We start from the raw sequence: 23,493 nt of genomic DNA, 5'->3' as shown, positions 1-23,493 counted from the left end.
GATGGCTGACGTTGACGACGCTCCCTGGCTGACGCTGCTCGGCTGGGGCGAGAGTGGCACGGCGGGGCTGACGCCGGCAAGCCGCGACGCGCTGGAGGACGCCGAGGTGGTATTCGGCGCGCGTCGCCACCTGCGCCTGTTGCCGCCTGTGGCCTGCGAGGTGCGCGAATGGCCGGTGCCCTTCGCCGACGGCATCCCTCGACTGTTGGCCGAACGCGGCCGCCGGGTCGTGATGCTGGTCTCCGGCGATCCCTTCTGGTTTGGCGCCGGCACCAGCCTGACGCATCAGCTGGGGGCCGGCGAATGGCGGGCCCTGCCGTCGCCCTCCACCTTCAGCCTGGCGGCATCCAGGCTGGGCTGGTCGCTGGAGGGCGTGACCTGCCTGGGCCTGCATGCCAGGCCCCTGACGCGACTCCGGCCCCACCTGCATCGCGGCAGGCGTCTGCTGGTGCTGCTGCGCGACGGCGAGGCGGTGGCCGAGCTGGCCGGCTGGCTTTCGCGCTGCGGCTTCGGGGCGTCCCGGTTGCATGTGCTGGAAGCGCTGGGCGGTGACGATGAGCGGCTGCGCAGCGTGCGGGCACATGCCGCCCTGCCGGACGATATTCGCCACCCGGTCGCGGCGGGCCTGGAGGTCGCCGGTGACGGGCCGGCCCTGCCGCTGACACCCGGCCTGCCGGACGAATGGTTCGAGCACGATGGCCAGATCACCAGGCAGGCCGTGCGCGCCCTGACGCTGGCCGCCCTGGCCCCGGTAGCGGGGGAGCGGCTGTGGGATATCGGCACGGGCTCGGGCTCGATCGCCATCGAGTGGCTGCTGGCGCACCCGGACAACCGCGCCCTGGCCTTCGAATGCGACACTGAGCGGGCGGCACGGGCGCGTCGCAATGCGCGAACGCTGGGCGTCGACTGGCTCGAGGTGGTGGAGGGGAGCGCCCCCGACGTTCTGGGCGATCGGGCGCTGGACGAGCGTCCGCCGCCCGATGCGGTCTTCATCGGGGGCGGGCTGTCGGAGGCGTTGCTGGAGGCGCTGTGGCGGCGGCTGCCGGCCGGCGTGCGCCTGGTGGCCAATGCGGTGACCCTGGAGTCCGAGGCCCTGCTGGCCCACTGGCAGCAGCGGGCCGGCGGCGAGCTGCTGCGCCTCGAGCTGGCCACCGCCGCCCCCCTCGGCAGGCGGCGGGGCTGGAAGGCCGGCTACCCCATCGTGCAGTGGCGGGTGACCCGGTGATGGTGATGGGGGATGCGATCACGGTGGCGGGCTTCGGCTTTCGACGGGGGGTGCGGCTGGCGTCGCTGATTGATGCGCTGGATCGGCTCCACGAACACCACGGCGCCATCGACCGGCTGGCCGCGACCCGGACGATGTGGCCGCTGGTGCAGGAACTGGGCCGCGCGCGGGGGCTGGCGGTGATCGCCGTGGCCGACGCTGAATTGCCCATGGCCGCCACGCTCACCCGCTCCCGGCACAGCCTGCGGGCCCGGGGCACGGGGAGCGTCGCCGAGGCCGTCGCCCTGCTGGCGGCGGGACCCGGGGCGGCATTGCTCGGGCCCCGGCTGATCTCGGCGGACCGATCGGCCACCGCCGCGGTGGCCCGAGCGCCTCTGAAGAAAGGAGAGCGAGCATGACAATCCACTTTATCGGCGCCGGCCCCGGCGCGCCGGACCTGCTGACATTGCGAGGGCGGGATCTCATCGCTTCCTGTCCGGTGTGCCTCTATGCGGGGTCGCTGGTGCCCGAAGCGTTGCTCGAGCACTGCCCGGAAGGCGCCCGGATCATCAACACGGCGCCCCTGTCCCTGGATGAGATCATCGACGAGATGCGTCGCGCCCATGCCGCGGGCCTGGACGTGGCCCGACCGCACTCCGGGGACCTGTCGGTCTGGTCCGCCATGGGGGAGCAGCTGCGCCGGCTGCGCGAGCTGGCCATACCCTATGCCATTACGCCGGGCGTGCCGTCCTTCGCCGCGGCGGCCGCCACCCTGGGGCAGGAACTGACGCTGCCGGGGGTGGCGCAATCCGTGGTGCTGACCCGGACGCCGGGGCGTGCCAGCGCCATGCCGGATGGCGAGACCCTGGCCAACTTCGCGAAGAGCGGCGCCACCCTGGCGATCCACCTCTCCATCCATCACCTGGCCCGAGTGGTGGAGGAACTGATGCCCTTCTACGGCGCCGATTGCCCGGTCGCCATCGTATGGCGGGCCAGCTGGCCCGATGAGCGGGTGGTCCGGGGGCGCTTGTCGACGGTGGCCTCCCGGGTCGATGGCACCCTGCAGCGGACGGCGTTGATCCTGGTGGGCCCGGTGCTGGAGAGTGAGGATTTCCAGGAAAGTTGCCTGTATTCAATCGGCTATGATCGTCGCTTTCGGCCCCAGTCGGCGGACTCGCCCTTCGCCGGCACCGCTCCCGGCGCCTCTCCCGAAGACAGGGGAGGCGAGGCATGATCCGGCTTTCGCTGATCGGCATCGGCACGGGCAATCCCGAGCATGTCACCCTGGCCGCCGTGCGGGCGCTCAACGCGGCGGACCTCATCCTGTTGCCACGCAAGGGGGAGGCCAAGTCGGACCTGGTGGACCTGCGTCGGCTGCTGTGTCGCAATCTCCTGGAGGAGCCGGCCCGGTCCCGGGTCGTGGAGTTCGACCTGCCCCGACGCGAGGCCCGTGCCGATTACCTGGGCGCGGTGGACGCCTGGCACGAGGCGATCGCTGCTGTCTGGGCGGAACTCATGGAGTCCCATCTACCGGAGGGCGGACGGGTCGCCATGCTGATCTGGGGGGATCCCTCGTTGTATGACAGTAGCCTGCGCATCGCCGAAAGGCTCAGATCTTGTATGAAAAGCGCCACCGGGCGGGCGGTCGAGGTGGACCTGAAGGTAGAGATAGTGCCGGGCATCACCAGCCTGCAGGTCCTCACCGCCGCGCACCGCATCCCCCTCAATGCGCTGGCCGAACCGGTCCAGATCACCACCGGGCGGCGTCTGCGCGAGCGTGGCTGGCCCGACGATGCGGCCAGCGTCGCGGTCATGCTCGACGGCGGCGGGGCCTTCCAGGCGTTGCCGCCGGAGGGGCTCTATATCTGGTGGGGCGCCTACCTGGGCATGGACAAGCAGAGCCTGCTCGACGGCTGGCTGGCCGAGGTGGCCCCGTCGATCGTCGAGCGTCGTGCCGCCCTGCGCGAGCGGCATGGCTGGATCATGGACATCTACCTGCTGGCCCGGACGCCGCTGCTGCCGAGCCAGCCGAACAGCCCCATCGACACCGCAGGAGAGTGAAATGAAGAAGGTCGATCCCAAGCGCCACGCCGAGCGCATGGCCATCAAGCAGAAGATCATGAACGAACGCATCGCCCAGGCCGACAAGGATCAGGGCGTACTGTTGGTGCTGACCGGCCCCGGCAAGGGCAAGAGCAGCTCCGGCTTCGGCATGCTGGCCCGGGCCCTGGGTCACGGCATGAAGGTGGGGGTGGTGCAGTTCATCAAGGGCAACTTCAGTACCGGCGAGGAGGCCTTCTTCCGCCAGTTGCCGAACGTGGAGTACCACGTGATGGGCGAGGGCTACACCTGGGACACCCAGGACCGCGAACGCGATATCGAGAAGGCGGAGGCCGCCTGGGAGGTGGCCCGGCGCATGCTGGCCGATCCGAGCTTCGATATGGTGCTGCTCGACGAGCTCAACATCGCCCTGCGCTTCGAGTACCTGGACCTGGATCGCGTGCTGGATGATCTCCAGGCCCGCCCGGCGATGCAGCATGCCATCGTCACCGGTCGCTACGCCCCCGAGGCGCTGATCGAGCTGGCCGACACCGTCACCGAGATGAAGGTGGTCAAGCACGCCTTCAAGGAGCAGGGCGTCAGGGCGCAGAAGGGCGTCGAGCTCTAGACATCCACGACGTTGCCAGGAGAGAGCCGCATGGCAGAGCCGAGCGAGCGACCCGACCATGCCTTCCCCGAGGCGCAGAAGGCCGGGGTCTACCGGGCCATCCACGAGCGCCGGGACGTGCGCGCCCAGTTCCTGCCGGAGCCGATTCCCCCCGAGGTGCTGGCGCGCCTGCTGGAGGCCGCCCACCATGCTCCCTCGGTGGGTTTCATGCAGCCCTGGGACTTCCTGGTGATCGACAGCCGCGAGGTGCGCGAGCGGGTGCATCGGATCTTCGAGCGCGAGAACGCCAGGGCGGCCGAGTGCCATGCCGGGGAACGCGGGCAGCTTTATCGACGCCTCAAGCTGGAAGGCATCCGGGAGAGCCCGCTCAACCTGTGCATCACCTGTGACCGAAGCCGGGGCGGCGAGCATGTACTGGGCCGACACAGCGTCGTCGACACCGACCTGTTCAGCACCTGCCTGGCGGTCCAGAACCTGTGGCTGGCGGCCCGCGCCGAGGGCATCGGCGTGGGTTGGGTCAGCATCCTCGACCAGGACGAGCTGGCCGGGGTGCTGGGGTTGCCGGAGTCGGTCTATCCGCTCGCCTACCTGTGCCTGGGCTATGTCGGCGACTTCCTCGACCGGCCCGAGCTGGCCCGTGCCGGCTGGCGGCAGCGCCTGCCGCTGGCCGAGCGGGTGCATGGCAATGGCTGGGAACAGATGCCGTCTTCCACGGCCCTGGGCGAGGCGCTCGAGGCACTCGGAGCCCGCCAATGAGCACCCTGATGATCCAGGGCACCACCTCGGATGCGGGCAAGAGCACGGTGGTGGCCGCGCTGTGCCGGGCCCTGGCCCGGCGCGGGGTGTCGGTGGCGCCCTTCAAGCCGCAGAACATGGCGCTGAACAGCGCGGTGACGGTGGACGGCGGCGAGATCGGCCGATCCACGGCGCTGCAGGCGCTGGCCGCCGGGGTAGACGCGCACAGCGATATGAACCCGGTGCTGCTCAAGCCGGAGAGCGACCGCGGCGCCCAGGTGATCCTGCGCGGCCGGGTGCTCGGCCACATGGACGCCCTGGACTATCACGCCTACAAGCGCGAGGCGCGCGCCGGCGTGCTGGCGGCCTGGGAGGCGTTGTCCGCGCGTCATGACGTGATCATCGCCGAGGGGGCGGGCAGCCCGGCGGAGATCAACCTGCGCGAGAACGATATCGCCAACATGGGCTTCGCCGAGGCGGTGGACTGCCCGGTGCTGCTGGTGGGGGACATCGACCGTGGCGGGGTCTTCGCCCAACTGGTGGGCACCCTGGCATTGCTCTCCGAGTCCGAACGGGAACGCACCAAGGGCTTTATCATCAATCGCTTCCGTGGCGACATGGCGCTGCTGCAGCCGGGGCTCGACTGGCTGGCGGGGCATACCGGCAAGCCGGTGCTGGGCACCCTGCCATACCTCCCGGGGCTGGTGCTGGATGCCGAGGACAGCCTGGGCCTGCACGGCCGGCGCTCGGGCGAGCCGGCGCTCGAAGTGGTGGTGCCGGCGCTGCCGCGCATCAGCAACCACAACGACTTCGACCCGCTGCGCCTGCACCCGCGGGTGGCGCTCACCTTCGTGGGACCGGATCGGCCCATCCCGCCCGCCGACCTGATCGTGCTGCCGGGCAGCAAGAGCACCCGCTCGGATCTCGACTGGTTGCGCGCCCAGGGCTGGGAAGCGGCCATCCGCCGCCACCTGCGCTATGGCGGTCGGGTGCTGGGCATCTGCGGCGGCTTCCAGATGCTGGGGTGGGCCATCCACGATCCCGAGGGGCTGGAGGGGCCGGCGGGGAGCAGCCCGGGGCTGGGGCTGCTCGAGCTGGAGACCCGCATGGTGCCCGGCAAGCAGCTGAACAACGTCCGCGGGCGCCTGCTGCCGGAGGGTGTGCCCCTCGCCGGCTACGAGATCCACAACGGCGTCACCACGGGGCCGGCGCTCGAGCGTCCGCTGTGCGAGCTGGCGGGGCGGCCGGACGGGGCGGTCAGCGACGACGGCCAGGTGATGGGCACCTACCTGCACGGCCTGTTCGACGGCGCCGCGGCCGGTACGGCCTTGCTCGCCCGCTGGGGCCTGGAGGAGGCGGGCGATGCGGTGGACCTGGCCGCCCATCGCCAGGCGGAGCTGGACCGCCTGGCGGATGCCCTGGAGGCCAGCCTGGATGTCGCCGCTATCGAACGATCACTGTGCCGGCGCCGTCGGGCGGCTCGGCCTCCGGCAGGTAGTGGGTGAAGAGGCCCGGGTCGTCGCTGATGGCGCTGTCCACGCCCCAGTCCCACTGGGTGGCGAAGGCCACCGGATCGTTGGGGGTGTAGCAGAGCAGGGCGTAGCCCGCCGCCTTGATCTCCCGGGCCCGCTTCTCCTTCAGGCGTCGCCAGTCCACGTGCAGGCTGAAGGCCTTGAGCGCCTCGGCGCTGCGTCGCCACTCCTTGGGCGGCTTTTCGTGGAGAATGCCCAGGTGCAACGCGTCGCCGGCCGGTTGCAGGGCCCGGGCCGCCTCCAGTGCCTCGGGATGGAAGGAGGAGACGATCAGGCGCTCCGGGGGCAGGGCGTCCAGCGCCCGGGGCAGGGCGGTCGCCACCAGGGCCTGGGGGTCGCGGCCGCGATGCACCTTGAGCTCCAGGTTGAGGCCCAGGCCGAGTTCGTCGGCCAGGGCGAGCATCTCGTCGAGGGTGGCCAGGCGCTCGCCGGCGAAGTTGCGGCCGAACCAGGCCCCTACGTCCAGGGCCCGGGCGCGTGGCAGCTCCATGTTGGCCAGCTTGCCGCGGCCGTTGGAGCAGCGCCGCACGCCCTTGTCATGCCAGATCACCGGCGTACCGTCGCCGAGCAGCTGGACGTCGAGCTCCACCCAGCCACAGCCCTCGGCATGGGCGGCGCGCACGGCGGTGAGGGTGTTCTCGGGGGCATGGGCCGAGAGGCCACGGTGGGCGATCAGGCGGGGCAGGTGGACGGTCGGTCGTGACATGGGGCGCCTCTCGTGGGTGGCGGGAACCTCTAGGCATCATCCTACCCTGCCATGACAACCGTGTGTCGTTGGTCGCTCGATGGGCGACCTGTGCTAGGCTGCGCGCGATTGCCTACCACGAGGGGAGAGTGCCGATGAGGGTGGTGAGTCTCGAGCCGGGCGAATGGCGCGACGCCTGCCTGGCCCGGCTGTGCGCGGCGGTGCACGGCACGTCCGCCGGCTTGACGCCGCTGGTGGCGTTCAGTGGCACGCGCCATCTGTTGTTCGCCACCGAGGCGGCACGGCTCTGGGCACTGGTGGACGACGCCGAGGCACCACTGGCGTTGGCCCTGCTGGTACTCGACGAGGCTGGCGCCGCCATGACGCTGGCACTGAGCGCCTCGCTCGGGGAGGGGCGCGAGCCCCGACAACGCCTGATTCGCGAGCTGGCGCTGAATGCCCCGCTGCGTGTCGAGCCCACGGACGACCTCGACGAGGCATTCCTGCGCCAGTGCGGTATCTCGCGCTGGATCGAGGACGACCGCGGTGCGCGCGTGGGGCTGTCCCGCCGCCACCCGGCTGCCCGGGCCGGTGAGCTCGAGCCGACGCTGTCCTTCGACGAGCAGGAGGTGCTGCGCCGTTTCAAGCACGACGCGCGTTTCTTCGAGGAGGAGAAGCGCCGGTTCGTCGAGGGCCTGGCGGTTTGTCCCGGCGGCTAGGCCAGAGAATCGACTTGACCCCTTCGTCCGGCGGCGCTTCCATGGTGAACCGATCCCGTTAGCCGAATAAGGAAAGCTTCCCATGGCCAAGCGTATCCAGTTCTCCCGCACCGGCGGTTCCGAAGTGCTCGAGTGGGTCGACGTCACCCCTGCCGAACCGGGCCCCGGCGAGGTGCGGGTCGCCAACCGCGCCGTGGGCCTGAACTTCATCGACATCTACTTCCGCACCGGCCTCTATCCGGCGCCGTCGCTGCCCTCCGGGCTGGGCACCGAGGCGGCCGGCGTGGTCGATGCCGTGGGTGAGGGCGTCACCCGGCTCGAGGTGGGCGATCGGGTCGCCTACGCCCAGGGGCCACTGGGCGCCTATGCCGAGCGGCATACCCTGCCGGCGGCCAAGGTGGTGAAGCTGCCCGACTCCATCGACTTCGAGACCGCCGCGGCCAGCATGCTCAAGGGCCTTACCGTGCAGTACCTGATGCGCCAGACCCACGCGCTGAAGGGCGGCGAGACCATCCTCTGGCATGCCGCGGCCGGCGGCGTGGGCTCCATCGCCTGCCAGTGGGCCAGGGCGCTGGGCGTGAGGCTGATCGGCACGGTGAGCTCGCCGGAGAAGGCGGCGCTGGCCGAGCGGAACGGCGCCTGGGCGACCATCGACTACACCCGCGAGGACGTGGTGGAGCGGGTCCGCGAGCTGACGGGCGGCGAGATGTGTGACGTGGTCTACGATTCGGTGGGCAAGGACACTTGGGAGACCTCGCTGGACTGCCTCAAGCCGCGCTCGCTGATGGTCAGCTTCGGCAACGCCTCCGGGCCCGTGGAGGGGGTCAACCTGGGCATCCTCAACCAGAAGGGCTCGCTGTTCACCACCCGCCCCAGCCTCAATGGCTACGCCGACACGCCTGAGCGGCTCGCGATGATGGCCGACGACCTCTTCGCCATGCTGGAGAGCGGCAAGGTGAAGGTCGACGTCTCGCACCGCTACCCCCTGGCCGAGGCCGGCGAGGCCCAGGACGCCCTGCAGGGCCGCCGGACCACCGGTTCGACCATCCTGGTACCCTGACCCGGCTTCGCCGGGCCAGGAGCTCGAAGAGCGGCGCTTCGCGCCTGGAAGCCTGAAGCTGGAAGAAAAATCCGGTTCATCGCACTTTGGCGTGAAACCTGTCGGTAGGAGGGCACGGTTCGACGCCTCGACTTTGCTGCGCGACTGGCGCCGTCAGGCGCCTAGCGGCGTTGCCAGGCGTCGGCTGCCCCCGCCGGGAGGCCTTCGGCCTCCAATCGCCCAACAGAGCCGAAGCGTCGGACCGTGGCCTCCTACAATTCGTTTTCACGCTGATCTGCGAAGAACTAAAAATCCTTGACCCCAGGGTTGGCGGGATCATGCCAGCTTCCAGCTATCCCCGTTCCACGTAAGCGCCCATCTCCCGCATCCGCGACTCGAAGCTCGCCACGTTGTCCACCAGGTCGTCGGGGCCGAAGGCCACGCACTCCGCCAGCAGCGTCTCCACCAGGGTGATCGCCGCCAGGATGGAGGGGAAGAAGTGCGGCGTGGCATTGGCCACCGGGAAGGTGACGCTGGCGCCGGGCACCAGTGGCGAGCGCAGGGTATCGGTGACCACGATGGCGTTGACGCCGTTGGCCCGGGTGACCTCCAGGGCGCGCACCGTCTCGGCGCAGTAGGGCTCGAAGCCGAAGACTACCACCGCGTCGCCCTCGCCGAAGGGCGCCAGCTCGGTGAGCAGCCCCCCTTCCTGGCCACGGATCAGCTGGACATTGGGCATGGCGATGCGCCCCACGTAGGCGAAGTGGTAGGCGCAGGCGAAGGTATCGCGGAAGCCCACCACGGCGATCTTCCCGGCATCCAGCAGCAACTGGGCGGCCTCGCGGACCCGTACCTGGTTGTCGGCGGTGAACAGCCGGCCGATGTTGTCGAAGGCGGCGTCACCCACGTCGAGGAACACCTGGTCGTCGGTCTGGCTGGCCAGGGTGCGCAGGTTGCTGGCGCGGCCGGAGAGTTCCACCGGGCCGGCCTGTACCGCCGACTGGAACACCTCGCGGAACTGATCAAAGCTGTCGAAGCCCAGCCGCTTGGCCAGGCGCACCAGGGTCGAGGCGGTGACCTCGGCGGCGGTGGCCGACTTGCGGATCGACTGGAAGGCGATCTCCACCGGGTGTTCCAGCACATAGCCGGCGGCCAGCTTGAGTTGCGGGCTCAGCTCGGGATAGACCTCGGCGAGCTGCTGGTTCACCGCGTCCAGGCGGCTCGGGCCGGCGTCCGGAGTGGCGTCGTCACGAGGATGCTGTTCCAGCACGGCGATCTCCTGGCTGAGGGCGGGGCGCGCCATTGTAACCGATGCGCGCCGCCCGGGAGCGATACAATCGTTTCTAGTGGATGAAAATAGTGAAACGCGCGTGTTGACGTCATCCGCGGCTCCGGTTTAGGCTAGGCTCAGCACAAACGTGTTGTATGACCATCGATAATGACACGTTTGTTTTTAGTCCGGCATTACCCTGTCGGGCGTTATCGAACCCCCAGCCCCCCGAGCCGAGAGTGTCCCCTCCATGAGCCACGCCCACTACGAGACCCTGATCACCCGCCACCGCGGCCAGGTGATGGAGATCCGTTTCAATCGCCCCCACCGCCTCAACGCCGTGGTCGAGACCTTCTACACCGAGCTGCTCGACGCCCTAGGTCGAGCCGAGTCCGACAGTGCGGTGCGCGCGGTGATCCTCACCGGCGAGGGGCGGGCCTTCTGCGTGGGGGCGGACATGAAGGAGCACGGCAGCGCCAAGCGCAGCCTCTACCAGCGCCGCCAGTACCTGCAGCTGGGCAACGACGTCTGCGAGGCGATCCTGCGCCTGCGCAGGCCGGTGATCGCCGCGGTGAACGGCTACGCCCTGGGCGCCGGCGCCGAGATGGCGGTGGCCTGCGACTTCATCGTCATGGCCGACGACGCCCAGCTCGGCTTCCCCGAGACCGGCATCGGCACCTGCGTGGGGGGCGGCGTCTCCAAGCTGCTGCCCCAACTGGTAGGGCTCCCCATGGCACGCCAACTGCTCTATACCGGTCGACGCATCGACGGCGAGGAGGCGGTGCGCATCGGCCTGGCGGCCTCCAGCTGGAGCGGCGAGGCGTTGCTCGACGAGGCGCACTGCCTGGCCGACACCCTCGCCGCCCAGGCCCCGGTCTCCATGGCCATGCTCAAGCGGCTGGTCAACCAGGGCAGCGACACGCCCCTGGAGAGCCAGCTGGCCCAGGAGCTCGATGCCGTCTTTACCTGCTCCACCACCGCGGACTGGCAGGAGGGCGTCGACGCCTTCGCCGAGAAACGCGCGCCGCGCTTCCAGGGCAAGTGACGTCCCGTTGAACCCCGGCTCGCCGCGAGCCACGACGACGGTCCGGTCGCCGCCGGACCATGGCCATCTTCCACCGATCCCAGAGGTCAAGGTCAGCAGCACATGAATCCCATCGAAGGACACCTCCCGACCCGCAGCCCCCTCCACGACATCCTGGCGCCCGGCGGCATCGCCGTGGTCGGCGCCTCCAGCGACCCCACCAAGCGGGGCTACAAGGCCATGGTCGGGCTGATCAAGGACGGTTACCGCGGGACGATCTACCCGGTGAATCCCAAGGCGGACATGATCCTCGGCGTGCGCGCCTGGCCTTCGGTGTCGGCGATTCCCGGCAACCCGGAGCTGGCACTGATCTGCACCCCGGCGGCCACGGTGCCGGAGCTGGTCGCCGAGTGCGGCCGCCGCGGCATCAAGGGCGCGGTGATCCTGGCCAGCGGCTTCGCCGAGATCGGCGGCGAGGGGGCCGAGCTCGAGCGGCGCATGATGGACAAGGCCCGTGCCCACGGCGTGCGCATCATCGGCCCCAACACCTCGGGTGTGTTCAACCTGCACCACAGGGTCAACCTGCTGGCCCTGGACAACGTCAGGCCGGGTGGCGTGGGCATCGTCTCCCAGTCCGGCAACATGCTGCTGTCGCTGGCGCTGGAGGCCCAGCACAACGGCCATGTGGGCTTCTCCACCTACGTGGGGCCGGGTAACCAGAGCGACATCGGTTTCGACGACTACCTGCGCTACCTAGGCGAGGACCAACACACCCGGGTGGCCACCCTCTACGTGGAGGGCTTCCGCGACGGGCGTCGCTTCCTCGACGTGGCCCGTGAGGTCACCGCCATGAAGCCGGTGGTGGTCTACAAGTCCGGCGCCACCGAGGCCGGCCAGAAGTCGGCCAGCTCCCACACCGGCGCCCTGGCCGGCAGCTACGCCATGACCGTGGACCTGCTGCGCCAGGCCGGGGTCAGCGTGGTGCAGTACTCCGACGAGATCCTGCCGGTGGCCGAGGGGCTGGGTCTGCTGCAGAAGGCCCGCGGCAAGCGGGTGGCGGTGATCTCCGACGGCGGCGGCCAGGCCACCATCGCCGCCGACCGCCTGGCCGAGGCGGGCCTGGAACTGGCCGAACTCGCCGAGGAGACCCGGGCGAAGCTGCGCGGCGTGCTCTTCCCCCAGGCCTCCACCGTCAATCCGGTGGATGTGGCCGGTTCCACCGACGCCAACCCCTCGCTGCTGGCCACCTGCATGGAGATCGTCGCCGCCGACGACAACGTCGACAGCGTCTTCCTGGTGGGCATGTTCGGCGGCTACAGCATCCGCTTCGCCGAGTCGCTGCTGGGCGACGAGATGCGCGGCGCCGAGGCGATGGTGGATCTCTCCCGGGTCACCGACAAGCCGCTGGTGGTCTACAGCCTCTATACGCCGATCAAGCCACCGGCGCTGCGCCGCCTGCACGAGGCGGGGTTACCCATCTACGCCTCCATCGAGCATGCGGTGCGCCTGCTCGCCGCCCTGGGCGAGCGCGGCCAGTACCTGGCGCAGTGCCGCGAGGCGCGGGAGGCGCCGCCGGTCGTCGAGCCCCGGCCCGAGCAGCTCGAGTGTTTCGACCGGGCCCGTGCCCAGGGGCGCGACCTGCTGGAGCCGGAGGCCAAGGCGCTGCTGCGCGCCCACGGCGTTGAGGTGCCCGAGGAGCGGCTGGTGCGCGGCGAGGCGGAGCTCGAGGCGGCCGCCGCGGCCTTCGGCGAGACGCCGCTGGCCATGAAGGTGGTGTCGAAGGATATCCTGCACAAGTCCGACGCCGGCGGCGTCAGGCTCGAGCTGGTGGGGGCGGCGGCGCTGCGCGAGGCTCGCGAGGCGATCCTCGCCTCCTGCCGCGCCTATGACCCGCAGGCCGAGATCGAGGGGGTGCTGGTCACGCCCATGGCCAGGAAGGGCGTGGAGGTGATCGTCGGGGTGATCCGCGACCCCATCTTCGGGCCGGTGCTGATGTTCGGCCTGGGTGGGGTCTTCGTGGAGATCCTCGAGGACGTGGCCTTCCGCGCCATCCCGCTCTCCCGCCACGACGCCGAATCCATGGTCGAGCAGATCAAGGCCCGTCGGATCCTCGGCGGGGTGCGCGGCGAGAAGGCCGTCGACAAGGCGGCCCTGGTGGACCTGCTGCTCAGGGTCTCGAGCCTGGTGGCGGCCTATCCGGCGCTCGCCGAACTGGACCTCAACCCGGTGATCGTCAATACCGACGGCTATGCGGTGGTGGACGCCCGGGTGATCGTCGCCCCCGAGACCCCACAACGGAAGGAGGACGACGCATGAGCACGACACGGCCCACACTGACCGACGCCCGCCTCGCCCTGGAGGGGCGGGTGGCCACCCTGACCCTGGACCGCCACGACGTGCGCAACGCCCTGACCGGCACGGCGCTGGTCGACGATATCGTCGCCACCGCCGACTGGGTCAACGCCTGCGACGCGGTCTCGGTGCTGGTGATCACCGGCGCCGGCAGCGCCTTCTCCGCCGGCGGCAACGTCAAGGACATGGCCAGCCGCGGCGGCGACTTCGCCGGCGACGTGGCCGAGGTGGCCGATCGCTACCGCCGCGGGATCCAGCGCATCCCGCTGGCGCTCGACGCCGTGGAGGTGCCGATCATCGCCGCGGTCAACGGCCCGGCCATCGGCGCCGGCTTCGACCTGGCCAATATGGCCGACCTGCGGATCGCGTCGAGCCGGGCGAAGTTCGGCGAGACCTTCCTCAACCTGGGGATCATCCCCGGCGACGGCGGCGCCTGGTTCCTGCAGCGGTTGATCGGTTACCAGCGTGCCTTCGAGCTGACCCTCTCCGGCCGAGTGATCGACGCCGAGGAGGCCCGCGAACTCGGCATCGTGCTGGAGGTCTGCGAACCCAAGGCGCTGATGGCGCGGGCGGAGGAGCTGGCCGCGCGTATCGCCGCCCAGCCGCCCAAGGCGACGCGCCTGACCAAGCGGCTGATGAAGATGGGCAGTCGGATGGAGCTCAAGGACTTCCTCGATCTCTGTGCGGTCTTCCAGGGCATGTGCCACAACGAGCCGGAGCACCTGGACGCGGTCCACGCCATGCTGGAGAAGATGGCGAAATAACCTTTCACGAGGCGATCGTGCCGCCCGCCAGACGCCCGGCATTGGCCGGGCGTCGGCGTGTGGGGAGAGAAAAGGCTTGTCGTAGGGGGACCCGGCTGGCGATGCTGGAGGCATCGACATTCACAGGGAGGTGAGGGGCATGGCCGACAGCACCCTGGTCTTCATCGTGCTCGGGTTGACCCTGGCGGCCTTCGTCTGGGGGCGCTTTCGCTACGACCTGGTGGCGCTGGCGGCCCTGCTGGGCTCGGTGATGCTGGGCCTGGTGCCCGGGGAGGAGGCCTTCCTGGGCTTCGGCCACCCGGCGGTGATCACCGTGGCGGCGGTACTGGTGCTCAGCCGCGGCTTCGAGCGCTCCGGGGTGGTGGACGTGATCGCCGACCAGGTGTTGCGGGTGGGCGAGCGACTCTTCCTGCAGCTGCTGGTGCTCACCGGCACCGTGGTGGTGCTCTCCGGCATCATGAACAACGTCGGCGCCCTGGCGCTGCTGCTGCCGGTGGCCATGCGCCTGGCCCGGGAGCACGACGCCTCGCCCTCCATCCTGCTGATGCCGCTGGCCTTCGGCTCGCTGCTCGGCGGCCTGACCACCCTGATCGGCACCCCGCCCAACATCATCATCGCCAGCTACCGCGGCAATCTCACCGGCGAGAACTTTGGCATGTTCTCGTTCTTCCCCGTGGGGGCCACGGTGGCCGTGGTGGGACTGGCCTTTATCGTGCTGCTGGGCTGGCGCCTGACCCCCAAGCGGGCCGGCAAGGCCACCACCGAGGCGATGTTCGACACCGCCAGTTACACTCTGGAACTCGCGGTGGGGGAGGACGCCAAGGCGGTGGGCTGGACGCTCTCCGACCTGCAGCGCGAGCTGGAGGAGACGATCCCGGTGCTGGCGGTGGTGCGCGACGACAAGCGCCGGGCCGGCCACGCCTTCCATGGCCAACTGCGCGAGGGCGATATCCTGCTGGTGGAGGCGGGCCCCGAGGAGATGAAGCTGCTCGAGGACAAGGCGGGGCTGACCCTGGGCACCGAGCCCGACGAGGCGGACGCCGAGGCCACCCGGGAGGAAGCGACCGGGGGCGACGGGGAGAACGAGGACGGGAAAGGGAAGAAGGAGAAGAAAGAGAAGAAGGAGAAGAAGGAGAAGAAGGAGAAGAAGGAGAAGAAGGCCTTCGACACCGAGGGACTGCAGCTGGTGGAGGCGGTGGTGCGCAACGACTCCATGATGATCAACCGCACGGTCATCCAGTTGCGCCTGCACAACCAGTTCGGCCTGCACCTGGTGGCGGTGGCCCGGGACGGCGGTCGCCTCAAGCAGCGCCTGCGCGATATCCGCTTCCGCGCCGGCGACGTCCTGCTGCTGCAGGGCGGCGAGAGCGAGCTCTCCGAGAGCCTGGCGACCCTGGGCTGCCTGCCGCTGGCCAAGCGCGACCTGAACCTCGGCCAGCCGCGCCTGCTGCTGGTGTCGGTGGCCATCTTCGCCGCGGCCATCCTGGCCATGGTCGCGGGCCTGCTGCCGGCGGCGGTGGCGCTCTCCACGGCGGCCCTGACATCGCTGCTGGTAGGGGTGTTGCCGCTGCGCGAGGCCTACCAGGCCATCGACGGCCCGGTGATCGTGCTGCTCGGGGCGATGATCCCGGTGGGCCAGGCGCTGGAGACCAGCGGCGGGGCGGGGCTGGTCGCCGAGGGCATGCTCTCCCTGGGCAGCGGCTGGCCGGTGGTGGTGACCCTGGTCGGCCTCTTCCTGCTCTCGATGGTGCTCTCCAACGTCATCAACAACGCCGCGGCGGCGCTGCTGATGGCGCCCATCGCGGCGAGCCTGGCCAGCGGCTTCGACGCCTCGGCGGACCCCTTCCTGATGGTGGTGGCGGTCAGCGCCTCCAGCGCCTTCCTCACGCCCATCGGCCACCAGTCCAACACCCTGGTGATGGGCCCCGGCGGTTACCGCTTCGGCGACTACTGGAAGCTGGGGTTGCCGCTGTCGCTGGTGGTGCTGGCCGTGGCCATCCCGATGATCCTGCTGGTCTGGCCACTATGACAAAACGCCCCGGCCTTGCCGGGGCTGCTTGCCAGGGGGCGGTGAGCGCTATGCGGCGTTATGGCGCAACACCTTGGCCTTGTCGATGACGAAGGCGTCGTACTCGAAGTCGTCGACGCTGAGCAGTTCCAGCACCCTGGCCTCGCGCTCGCGCATGAAGGTGGCGTCCTCCTCGCTGATCAGCCCCTTCTCCAGAGCCGCTTCCACCTTCTGCTCGGGATGCAGCGCCTCGGCGGGCAACTCGCCCTTGGCGTGGGCCTTGTTGACGGTGCGGTAGAGTGCCTCGGCGCGCTCCTGGGTCGCCAGCAGCGCCTCGTAGCGGGCCAGGAAGTTGGGCTGCGCGCCGTCGTCGGCGTCCCAGGCGCCGCGCAGCAGCTTGCCGCGCAGGGCGCTGGCGGTGGAGACGTCGGCGGCGATGGCCCGGGTCAGGTCGTCGTGGGGACGCTTGAAGCGCCGGCCGCGGGGCATCACCAGCAGGCGCAGGGTGCGTCCCAGGGCGCGGTTGGGCAGGTTGTCGAACAGCTCGTCGAAGGCCTGCTCGGCGCGACCGAGCAGCAGCCGGCAGGCGTAGTGCAGCAGCGCGGCCTCGCCCGTCACCTTGTCGCCCTCGTGCCAGCCCTTGAGCACCATGGAGGCCAGGTAGAGGTTGGAGAGCACGTCGCCCAGGCGGGCCGAGAGCATCTCGCGCAGCTTGAGGCTGGCGCCCAGGCTGGCCATGGCGGCGTCGCTGCACAGGCCGAAGCCGGCGGAGAGCCGGGCGATCTCCTGGGCGTAGTGCCGAGCCTCGCCGTCGAAGGGCACCGCCGGCCTGCCGAGGCCCAGGGCCTGGGTGAAGGCGCGGGCGGCGTTGCCGAAGATGAGCCCGGCGTGGGCGAAGAAGGTGCGGTCGAAGGCCGCGATGTCATCGGCCTCCTGGGCGGCCAGCTCCGCCAGTACGTAGGGGTGGCAGCGGATCGCCCCCTGGCCGAAGATCATCAGGTTGCGGGTCATGATGTTGGCGCCCTCCACGGTGATGGACACCGGGTTGGCGCTGTAGCCGATGCCGAGGTAGTTGCGCGGCCCCAGGGTCACCGCCTTGCCGCCGTGGACGTCCATGGCGTCGGCGAGCACCCGACGCTGGAATTCGGTGAGCTGACTCTTGAGGATCGCCGAGGGCACCGCCGGCTTCTCGCCGCGGTCGATGGTGTTGGCGGTCTGGTAGACGGCGGCCTGGGCGATGTAGAGGTGGGCCGCCATGCGCGCGAGCGGTTCCTGGACGCCCTCCATCTCGGCCACCGGCACGTTGAACTGGCGGCGGATGCGCGTGAAGCCGCCGCTCCAGCCCAGGGCGTAGCGGGCGGTGCCGGTGGCGCCCGAGGGCAGGGTGATGCAGCGCCCCACCGACAGGCACTCCACCAGCATGCGCCAGCCCTGGCCGATCATCTCCTCGCCGCCGATGATGGTGTCGAGCGGTACGAAGACGTCCTTGCCCTTGATCGGGCCATTGAGGAAGGGGCTGCCGATGGGGTGGTGGCGGCGGCCGATCTCCATGCCATCGGTGTCGCGGGGGATCAGCGCCAGGGTGATGCCGCGGTCGGCCTCCTCGCCGAGCAGGTGGTCCGGGTCGAAGAGGCGGAAGGCCAGGCCCACCACGGTGGCGATGGGCGCGAGCGTGATCCAGCGCTTCTCGAAGTTCAGGCGGATGCCCAGCACCTCCTTGCCGTCCACCTCTCGCTTGCAGACGACGCCGGTGTCGGGCAGCGAGGTGGCATCGCTGCCGGCGCGGGGGCCGGTGAGGCCGAAGCAGGGAATCTCGCGGCCGTCGGCCAGGCGCGGCAGGTAGTGGTCCTTCTGCGCATCGGTGCCGTACTTGAGCAGCAGCTCGCCGGGACCCAGGGAGTTGGGCACGCCCACGGTGACCATCAGCATCTCGTTGATGGCCAGCTTCTGCAGCACCAGGGACTGCGCCTTGGCGGAGAAGCCCAGGCCGCCGTATTCCTTCGGGATGATCATGCCGAAGAAGCGCTCGCGCTTCAGGTAGTCCCAGAGCGCCTGGGGGAGGTCGGCGCGCTCCTTGGCGACCTCCCAGGCATTGCACATGCCCGAGGCCACGCTGCACTGCTCATCGAGGAAGGCGCGTTCCTCGTCGCTGAGGCCGTCGTCCCGATAGTCGAGCAGCGCCTGCCAGTCGGGCCGGCCGGTGAAGAGTTCGCCGTCCCAGGCCACGCTGCCGGCCTCCAGCGCGGTACGCTCGGTCTCCGAGACCGTAGGCGCGACCTTCTTGAACAGGTCGAACAGCCGCGGGCTGAGCCACCTGGCTCGCAGCGCCGGCAGGCCGCAAGCCGCCACGCCGACGGCGCCCGCCAGCAGCAGCACGCCGAGCACGGCGGAGGCGAGCAGGAGGCTGGCCAGGCCGGTGGCGGTCAGCACGGCGAGCGCCGGCAGGGCGCCCGCCTCGCGGCGCATCACGACGAGCAGACCGGCCACGGCCAGCACGAGCAGGATCAGGGTGAGCATGGGCGTCTCCGGGTCGTTGTCATTGGCAAGTATTCGAACAGATGTTTGAATTCTTGCAGGCTAGCCCACTTCCCTGCAACCGGCCAGTACCCAAGAAAACGCTGGGCTTCTCGGGTTGGGCTAACCCGCTTGAGGCTTTCCCGGCGGCAGGCTTGTTCGGGGGCGCTGTGAACCCATCCCTGGGCGCTACCGATGCCCTGCTGCGCTCTCGCATCCTGCTCCGCTTGCAGGGCCGGTGCTGGCCATCCATGGCCAGCCCGTTCGGAGGAATCCTCCTCACCCATGGCATAGGACCCCCTCCAAGCCTACCCCCGGCGCCTCTCGCTACGCGTAACGGCGTTAGTCTGAAACGCCCCGCGCTGCGCAGGCAGGGCGAGGCGTCGTCGCGCGGGCAGGGCGGCCTCAGTCGAGCCGGCGCTGCGGCTCTTCGCGGGCCGGGGCACCGTTCGCCACGTAGTAGGGCGCGTCACTCTTCGGCAGCGGCTCGCGGCCGCGGATCTTGTCGGCCAGCTTCTCGGCCAGCATGATCGTCGGCGCGTTGAGGTTGCCGGTGGGGATCAGCGGGAAGAGCGAGGCATCCACCACCCGCAGGCCCTCCAGGCCGTGCACCCGGCCGGCGCCATCCACCACGGCGTCGTCGCCCTCGCCCATGCGGCAGCTGCCGCAGGGGTGGTAGGCGGTCTCGGCATGGGCCCGCACGAAGGCGTCCAGCTCGGCGTCGGAAGCCACGTCCGGCCCCGGCGAGATCTCCCGGCCGCGGTAGGGATCGAAGGCGGGCTGGTCGATGATCTCGCGGGTCAGGCGAATGGCGTCGCGAAACTCCTGCCAGTCCTTCTCGGTGGACATGTAGTTGAACAGGATGCTCGGGGCCGCCTTGGGATCCCGGGAGGTGAGGCGGATGCGCCCGCGGCTCTCGGAACGCATGGAGCCCACGTGGGCCTGGAAGCCGTGGGCCTGCACCGCGCTCTTGCCGTTGTAGCTGATGGCAATGGGCAGGAAGTGGTACTGCAGATTGGGCCACTCCTCCTCGTCGCGGGTGCGGATGAAGCCGCAGGACTCGAACTGGTTGCTGGCGCCGATGCCGGTACCCAGGAACAGCCACTCGGCGCCGATCTTCGGCTGGTTGTACCACTTCAGCGCCGGGTACAGCGTGATCGGCTGCTGGCATTCGTACTGGATGTACATCTCCAGGTGGTCCTGGAGGTGGGCGCCGACGTTGTCGTTGACGGCCACCGCCTCGATGCCGAACTCGTCGAGCACGTCCTGCGGGCCCACGCCGGAGCGCTGCAGGATCTGCGGCGAGGCGACGGCCCCGGCGCACAGCAGCACCTCGCGGCGGGCGCGGACCCGCTGGGGCTGGCCCTTGCGCGCGTAGCGCACGCCCACAGCGCGCTTGCCCTCGAATTCGATGACGTCGGTGGTGGCGTGGGTCTCGATGGTCAGGTTCTCGCGCCCCTTGGCTTGGTCCAGGTAGCCGCGGGCGGTGGAGGCGCGGCGCCCCCGGGGCGTGACGAAACGGTCCATGGGGCCGAAGCCCTCCTGCTGGTAGCCGTTGACGTCCTCGGTCTCCGGGTAGCCGGCCTGCTTGCCCGCCTCGATGAAGGTGCGATAGAGCGGGTTGTTGCCCGCCTTGGGCGTGGTCACGCTGACCGGCCCGTCGCCGCCGTGGTAGTCGTTGGGCCCGATGTCGCGGGTCTCCGACTTGCGGAAGTAGGGCAGGCAGTCGGCGTAGGTCCAGTCCTCGAGGCCGGGCGCCTTGGCCCAGTTGTCGTAGTCCAGGGCGTTGCCACGGATGTAGCACATGCCGTTGATCAGCGAAGAGCCGCCCAGGCCCTTGCCGCGGCCGCACTCCATGCGGCGATTGTCCATGTGGGGCTCGGGGTCGGTCTCGAAGGCCCAGTTGTAGCGCTTGCCCTGCAGCGGGTAGGCGAGCGCCGCCGGCATCTGGGTGCGGAAGTCGAAGCGGTAGTCGGGGCCGCCGGCTTCCAGCAGCAGGACGCTGACGCCCTCGTCCTCGGTGAGGCGGGTGGCGAGCACGTTGCCGGCGGAACCGGCGCCGATGATCACGTAATCGAATTCGCGGATCTGGGTCATGCGATCTCCTTAAAACACCGATTCGAAGGGGCCCATCTCGATCTGCACCGACTTGGTCTGGGTGTAGTGGTGCAGGGTCTCGAGGCCGTTCTCACGGCCCACGCCGGACTGCTTGTAGCCGCCCACCGGCATCTCGGCGGGGGACTCGCCCCAGGTGTTGATCCAGCAGATGCCCGCCTCCAGGCGGTGGATCACCCGGTGGGCGCGGTTCAGGCCCTCGGTGAAGAGCCCCGCGGCCAGGCCGTAGTGGGTGTCGTTGGCGCGGCGGATCACCTCCTCCTCGTCGTCGAAGGCGAGGATCGCCATCACCGGGCCGAAGATCTCCTCGCGCACGATGCGCATCGCGTCGCTGCAGTCGGTGAAGGCCGTGGGGGCGGCCCAGGCGCCGCGGGCCCAGTCGCCCTGATCCCAGGCGTCGCCGCCGGCCAGGACCCGGGCGCCTTCCTGCTTGCCCAGCTCGATGTAGGAGAGCACCTTCTGCTGGTGTTCGAAGCTCACCAGGGGACCGTAGTTGACGCTCGGGTCCAGCGGGTCGCCGGCCTTGATGCGGGCCATGCGTTCCTTGATCCTCGCCTCGAAGGCCTCCTTCACCGCGGTGGCGACGAAGACCCGGGTGCCGTTGGTGCAGATCTGCCCGCTGGAGTAGAAGTTGGCCATCATGGCGGCGTCGGCGGCGCGGTCCAGGTCGGCATCGTCGAAGACAATCAGCGGCGATTTGCCGCCCAGCTCCATGGTCACCTCCTTGAGGGTGGAGCCGCTGGCGGCGGCCATCACCTTCTTGCCGGTACCCACCTCGCCGGTGAAGGTCACCTTGTCGATGCCGGGGTGCTCGGTGATCTGCGCGCCGACGCTGCCGTCGCCGTGGACGATGTTGAAGACGCCGTCGGGCAGCCCCGCCTCGGTGAGGGCCTCGGCCAGCGCCATGGCGGTCAGCGGGGTGACCTCGCTGGGCTTGAACACCACGGCATTGCCGGCGGCCAGTGCCGGGGCGGTCTTCCAGCAGGCGATCTGGATGGGGTAGTTCCAGGCGCCGATGGCGCCGATCACGCCCAGTGGCTCGCGGCGGGTATACACGAAGGAACCCTCGCGCAGCGGCACCTGGGTGCCCTCGATGGCCGGGGCCAGGCCGGCGTAGTACTCCAGCACGTCGGCACCGGTGACGATGTCCACCGCGGCGGTCTCGCTGATCGGCTTGCCGGTGTTGCGGCTCTCCAGCTCGGCAATCTCGTCGTTGCGTTCGCGGAGCAGCGCCACGGCGCGATTGAGGATGCGCCCGCGCTCCATGCCGCTCATGGCGGCCCAGGTGCGCTGACCGCGGCGGGCGGCCTCCACGGCGGCGTCCAGGTCGGCGCTCGAGGCCTGCTGCACTTGGGTCAGCAGGCTGCCGTCGTAGGGGTTGATGACCTCGAAGGTCTCGCCGGAGGTGGCGTCCACCATCCGGCCGTCGATGTAGAGGGGGAGGGGATCTCGTTGTGCCATGGGACTCTCCTTCAGGCAGCGGAAGTGGAATGGGTGGAAAGCAGCTGGTCCAGGGTGGCCAGGGCGGCGCGACGCGCCGACTCGGCGTCCAGGCCCTCGGGGGTGAGGGCGCCGCGCAGCCACAGGCCGTCGATCAGTGCCGCCAGGGTACGGGCGGCGTAACGGGCGTCCTGCTGGGGCATGACGCGCCGGAATTGGGCACAGAGGTTGGAGTATAGGCGCCGATCATTGACCTGCTGCAGCCGCGCCAGCTCGGGCTTGTGCATGCTGCTGGCCCAGAAGGCCAGCCAGGTCTTGGCCACCGGGCCGGTGACCTGGCTGCGGTCGAAGTTGCCCTCGATGATCGCCTGCAGATGGGCCCGGGGGCCGTGATTGGCCAGGCCGCGCCGCCGGGCGGCCACGGCGTCGCCGAGGTCCGTCAGGATCTGGCGCATGGTGGCCTCCAGCAGGCCGTCCTTGCCGCCGAAGTAGTGGCTGATGATGCCGGCGGAGACGCCGGCGTGCCGGGCGATACGCATCACCGTGGCATCGGCCAGGCCGACCTCGTCGATGGCCGCCATGGTGGCAGCGATCAGCTGCTGGCGGCGGATGGGTTCCATTCCGACCTTGGGCACCGTTGCGGGCTCCTCTTCCGGGGAAACTTGCGACCACACCCTGCAGCATGGTTACCATGCGTACAGCTTGCCATTCTTTTATTGAACGTTCAATCAATAAAAGAATGGCAAGCTGTCACGGCCTTGGACCATCGGGGCGAGGGTTATTGCAGCGGATGATCGACGACGATGCCTTCGGCCTGGGCGATTGGCGGCCGATCGATTCCAGCGAGGTGGGCTTGCCAAGCGGCCGGCCCGCGTGCATAATCCTCCCCCGTTGCCCGGCCCCCGGCCGGGCAGCTTCGTGAAAAGGCTACGTAGCTCAGTTGGTTAGAGCACATCACTCATAATGATGGGGTCCCCTGTTCGAGTCAGGGCGTAGCCACCAGATACCAGGACGCCCGCCCGGCATCGCGCCGAGCGGGCGTCCTGCTTTGCGGGGGGGCGCGTATTAGCGGGGCGCGGCAATGGGTCCTTGACCTGGCGACCGCGATCCGTATACTACGCCCCGTGTTCGACGCCGTTCCCCGATAGCTCAGTTGGTAGAGCAAGTGACTGTTAATCACTGGGTCGCAGGTTCGAGTCCTGCTCGGGGAGCCAGACGAACGCCAGGTTGCCAGGCGATTCCTCGATAGCTCAGTTGGTAGAGCAAGTGACTGTTAATCACTGGGTCGCAGGTTCGAGTCCTGCTCGAGGAGCCAGACGCCACCCGCCTTCCAGGTCATTCCCCGATAGCTCAGTTGGTAGAGCAAGTGACTGTTAATCACTGGGTCGCAGGTTCGAGTCCTGCTCGGGGAGCCAGCCGCCAGC

The 23,493-nt window shown here is 69.7% G+C and carries 19 protein-coding genes and 4 tRNA genes; 17 read left to right on the top strand and 6 right to left on the bottom strand.

The features are described 5' to 3' along the window. Window position 1: 1 nt before the first annotated feature. The 7 genes from cbiE to QWY80_RS00820 are packed head-to-tail and all read left to right on the top strand — an operon-like array spanning window position 2 to window position 6,112. Entirely contained in the window at window positions 2–1,225 is a 1,224-nt protein-coding gene (cbiE, locus tag QWY80_RS00850; protein ID WP_290228832.1) for a precorrin-6y C5,15-methyltransferase (decarboxylating) subunit CbiE, read from the top strand. Continuing rightward, window positions 1,225–1,623, top strand: coding sequence for a cobalamin biosynthesis protein (locus QWY80_RS00845; RefSeq protein ID WP_290228769.1), 399 nt, complete (start codon window positions 1,225–1,227; stop codon window positions 1,621–1,623). Before cbiE ends, QWY80_RS00845 begins: the two co-directional genes overlap by 1 nt. After that, window positions 1,620–2,438 carry a precorrin-4 C(11)-methyltransferase gene (gene cobM / locus QWY80_RS00840; RefSeq protein WP_290228768.1) on the top strand — a complete coding sequence of 273 codons (819 nt, stop codon included), beginning with the start codon at window positions 1,620–1,622 and terminating at the stop codon, window positions 2,436–2,438. The genes QWY80_RS00845 and cobM overlap by 4 nt, the downstream gene beginning before the upstream one ends. Further along, window positions 2,435–3,265: a precorrin-6A synthase (deacetylating) gene (gene cobF / locus QWY80_RS00835; protein WP_290228767.1), complete on the top strand. Its 831-nt coding sequence runs from the start codon at window positions 2,435–2,437 to the stop codon at window positions 3,263–3,265. The genes cobM and cobF overlap by 4 nt, the downstream gene beginning before the upstream one ends. A 1-nt stretch (window position 3,266) precedes the next feature. Beyond that, window positions 3,267–3,872 (top strand): cob(I)yrinic acid a,c-diamide adenosyltransferase, encoded by a 606-nt coding sequence (gene cobO / locus QWY80_RS00830; protein ID WP_290228766.1) that lies wholly within the window; start codon window positions 3,267–3,269, stop codon window positions 3,870–3,872. Between the two features lie 30 nt (window positions 3,873–3,902). Continuing rightward, window positions 3,903–4,628 (top strand): 5,6-dimethylbenzimidazole synthase, encoded by a 726-nt coding sequence (gene bluB / locus QWY80_RS00825; RefSeq protein ID WP_290228765.1) that lies wholly within the window; start codon window positions 3,903–3,905, stop codon window positions 4,626–4,628. Further along, on the top strand, window positions 4,625–6,112 hold the full coding sequence (locus QWY80_RS00820; protein WP_290228764.1) for a cobyric acid synthase: 1,488 nt from the start codon (window positions 4,625–4,627) through the stop codon (window positions 6,110–6,112). Before bluB ends, QWY80_RS00820 begins: the two co-directional genes overlap by 4 nt. Here the strand turns inward: QWY80_RS00820 and QWY80_RS00815 are convergent. After that, window positions 6,051–6,845: a glycerophosphodiester phosphodiesterase family protein gene (locus QWY80_RS00815; protein WP_290228763.1), complete on the bottom strand. Its 795-nt coding sequence runs from the start codon at window positions 6,843–6,845 to the stop codon at window positions 6,051–6,053. The two genes, QWY80_RS00820 and QWY80_RS00815, sit on opposite strands and share 62 nt — an antisense overlap. Before the next feature lie 134 nt (window positions 6,846–6,979). Here QWY80_RS00815 and QWY80_RS00810 point away from each other — a divergent pair, with 134 nt between their 5' ends. Next, window positions 6,980–7,543 carry a hypothetical protein gene (locus tag QWY80_RS00810; protein ID WP_290228762.1) on the top strand — a complete coding sequence of 188 codons (564 nt, stop codon included), beginning with the start codon at window positions 6,980–6,982 and terminating at the stop codon, window positions 7,541–7,543. Between the two features lie 82 nt (window positions 7,544–7,625). After that, complete coding sequence (locus QWY80_RS00805) at window positions 7,626–8,603, top strand: NADPH:quinone reductase (RefSeq protein ID WP_290228761.1); 978 nt, start codon at window positions 7,626–7,628, stop codon at window positions 8,601–8,603. A 331-nt stretch (window positions 8,604–8,934) separates the two neighbouring features. Here QWY80_RS00805 and QWY80_RS00800 read toward each other — a convergent pair whose 3' ends face one another. Beyond that, on the bottom strand, window positions 8,935–9,852 hold the full coding sequence (locus QWY80_RS00800; RefSeq protein WP_290228760.1) for a MurR/RpiR family transcriptional regulator: 918 nt from the start codon (window positions 9,850–9,852) through the stop codon (window positions 8,935–8,937). Window positions 9,853–10,102: 250 nt separating this feature from the next. Between QWY80_RS00800 and QWY80_RS00795 the strand changes: the two genes are divergently transcribed. The 4 genes from QWY80_RS00795 to QWY80_RS00780 all read left to right on the top strand — a co-directional run bounded on the left by QWY80_RS00795 (window position 10,103) and on the right by QWY80_RS00780 (window position 16,021). Next, a complete protein-coding gene (locus QWY80_RS00795; RefSeq protein WP_290228759.1) occupies window positions 10,103–10,897 on the top strand; it encodes an enoyl-CoA hydratase/isomerase family protein in 795 nt (264 codons plus the stop codon). A 102-nt stretch (window positions 10,898–10,999) separates the two neighbouring features. After that, window positions 11,000–13,192 (top strand): acetate--CoA ligase family protein, encoded by a 2,193-nt coding sequence (locus tag QWY80_RS00790; RefSeq protein WP_290228758.1) that lies wholly within the window; start codon window positions 11,000–11,002, stop codon window positions 13,190–13,192. Next, window positions 13,189–13,992 carry an enoyl-CoA hydratase-related protein gene (locus QWY80_RS00785; RefSeq protein WP_290228757.1) on the top strand — a complete coding sequence of 268 codons (804 nt, stop codon included), beginning with the start codon at window positions 13,189–13,191 and terminating at the stop codon, window positions 13,990–13,992. The genes QWY80_RS00790 and QWY80_RS00785 overlap by 4 nt, the downstream gene beginning before the upstream one ends. Before the next feature lie 139 nt (window positions 13,993–14,131). Further along, window positions 14,132–16,021 carry an SLC13 family permease gene (locus tag QWY80_RS00780; RefSeq protein WP_290228756.1) on the top strand — a complete coding sequence of 630 codons (1,890 nt, stop codon included), beginning with the start codon at window positions 14,132–14,134 and terminating at the stop codon, window positions 16,019–16,021. A 48-nt stretch (window positions 16,022–16,069) separates the two neighbouring features. Here the strand turns inward: QWY80_RS00780 and QWY80_RS00775 are convergent, their stop codons facing one another. The 4 genes from QWY80_RS00775 to betI all read right to left on the bottom strand — a co-directional run bounded on the left by QWY80_RS00775 (window position 16,070) and on the right by betI (window position 22,704). Further along, on the bottom strand, window positions 16,070–18,517 hold the full coding sequence (locus QWY80_RS00775; RefSeq protein WP_290228755.1) for an acyl-CoA dehydrogenase: 2,448 nt from the start codon (window positions 18,515–18,517) through the stop codon (window positions 16,070–16,072). A gap of 402 nt (window positions 18,518–18,919) precedes the next feature. Beyond that, complete coding sequence (betA, locus tag QWY80_RS00770) at window positions 18,920–20,611, bottom strand: choline dehydrogenase (protein WP_290228754.1); 1,692 nt, start codon at window positions 20,609–20,611, stop codon at window positions 18,920–18,922. Between the two features lie 9 nt (window positions 20,612–20,620). Further along, a complete protein-coding gene (gene betB, locus QWY80_RS00765; RefSeq protein WP_290228753.1) occupies window positions 20,621–22,090 on the bottom strand; it encodes a betaine-aldehyde dehydrogenase in 1,470 nt (489 codons plus the stop codon). A gap of 11 nt (window positions 22,091–22,101) precedes the next feature. Continuing rightward, complete coding sequence (gene betI / locus QWY80_RS00760; RefSeq protein ID WP_290228752.1) at window positions 22,102–22,704, bottom strand: transcriptional regulator BetI; 603 nt, start codon at window positions 22,702–22,704, stop codon at window positions 22,102–22,104. 290 nt (window positions 22,705–22,994) lie between these two features. Between betI and QWY80_RS00755 the strand changes: the two genes are divergently transcribed. The 4 genes from QWY80_RS00755 to QWY80_RS00740 all read left to right on the top strand — a co-directional run bounded on the left by QWY80_RS00755 (window position 22,995) and on the right by QWY80_RS00740 (window position 23,484). Further along, window positions 22,995–23,071, top strand: a tRNA-Met gene (locus tag QWY80_RS00755). A gap of 136 nt (window positions 23,072–23,207) precedes the next feature. Further along, window positions 23,208–23,283: transfer RNA gene (locus tag QWY80_RS00750), tRNA-Asn, on the top strand. 25 nt (window positions 23,284–23,308) lie between these two features. Next, a tRNA-Asn gene (locus tag QWY80_RS00745) sits at window positions 23,309–23,384 on the top strand. Between the two features lie 24 nt (window positions 23,385–23,408). After that, a tRNA-Asn gene (locus tag QWY80_RS00740) sits at window positions 23,409–23,484 on the top strand. The last annotated feature ends 9 nt before the right edge of the window (window positions 23,485–23,493 follow it).

The organism is Halomonas ramblicola (genome assembly GCF_030409215.1).
GTDB classification, from domain to species: Bacteria; Pseudomonadota; Gammaproteobacteria; order Pseudomonadales; family Halomonadaceae; genus Halomonas; species Halomonas ramblicola.
The sequence above is the reverse complement of the archived record's forward strand: the minus strand, read 5'-3'. Positions and strand labels throughout refer to the sequence as shown.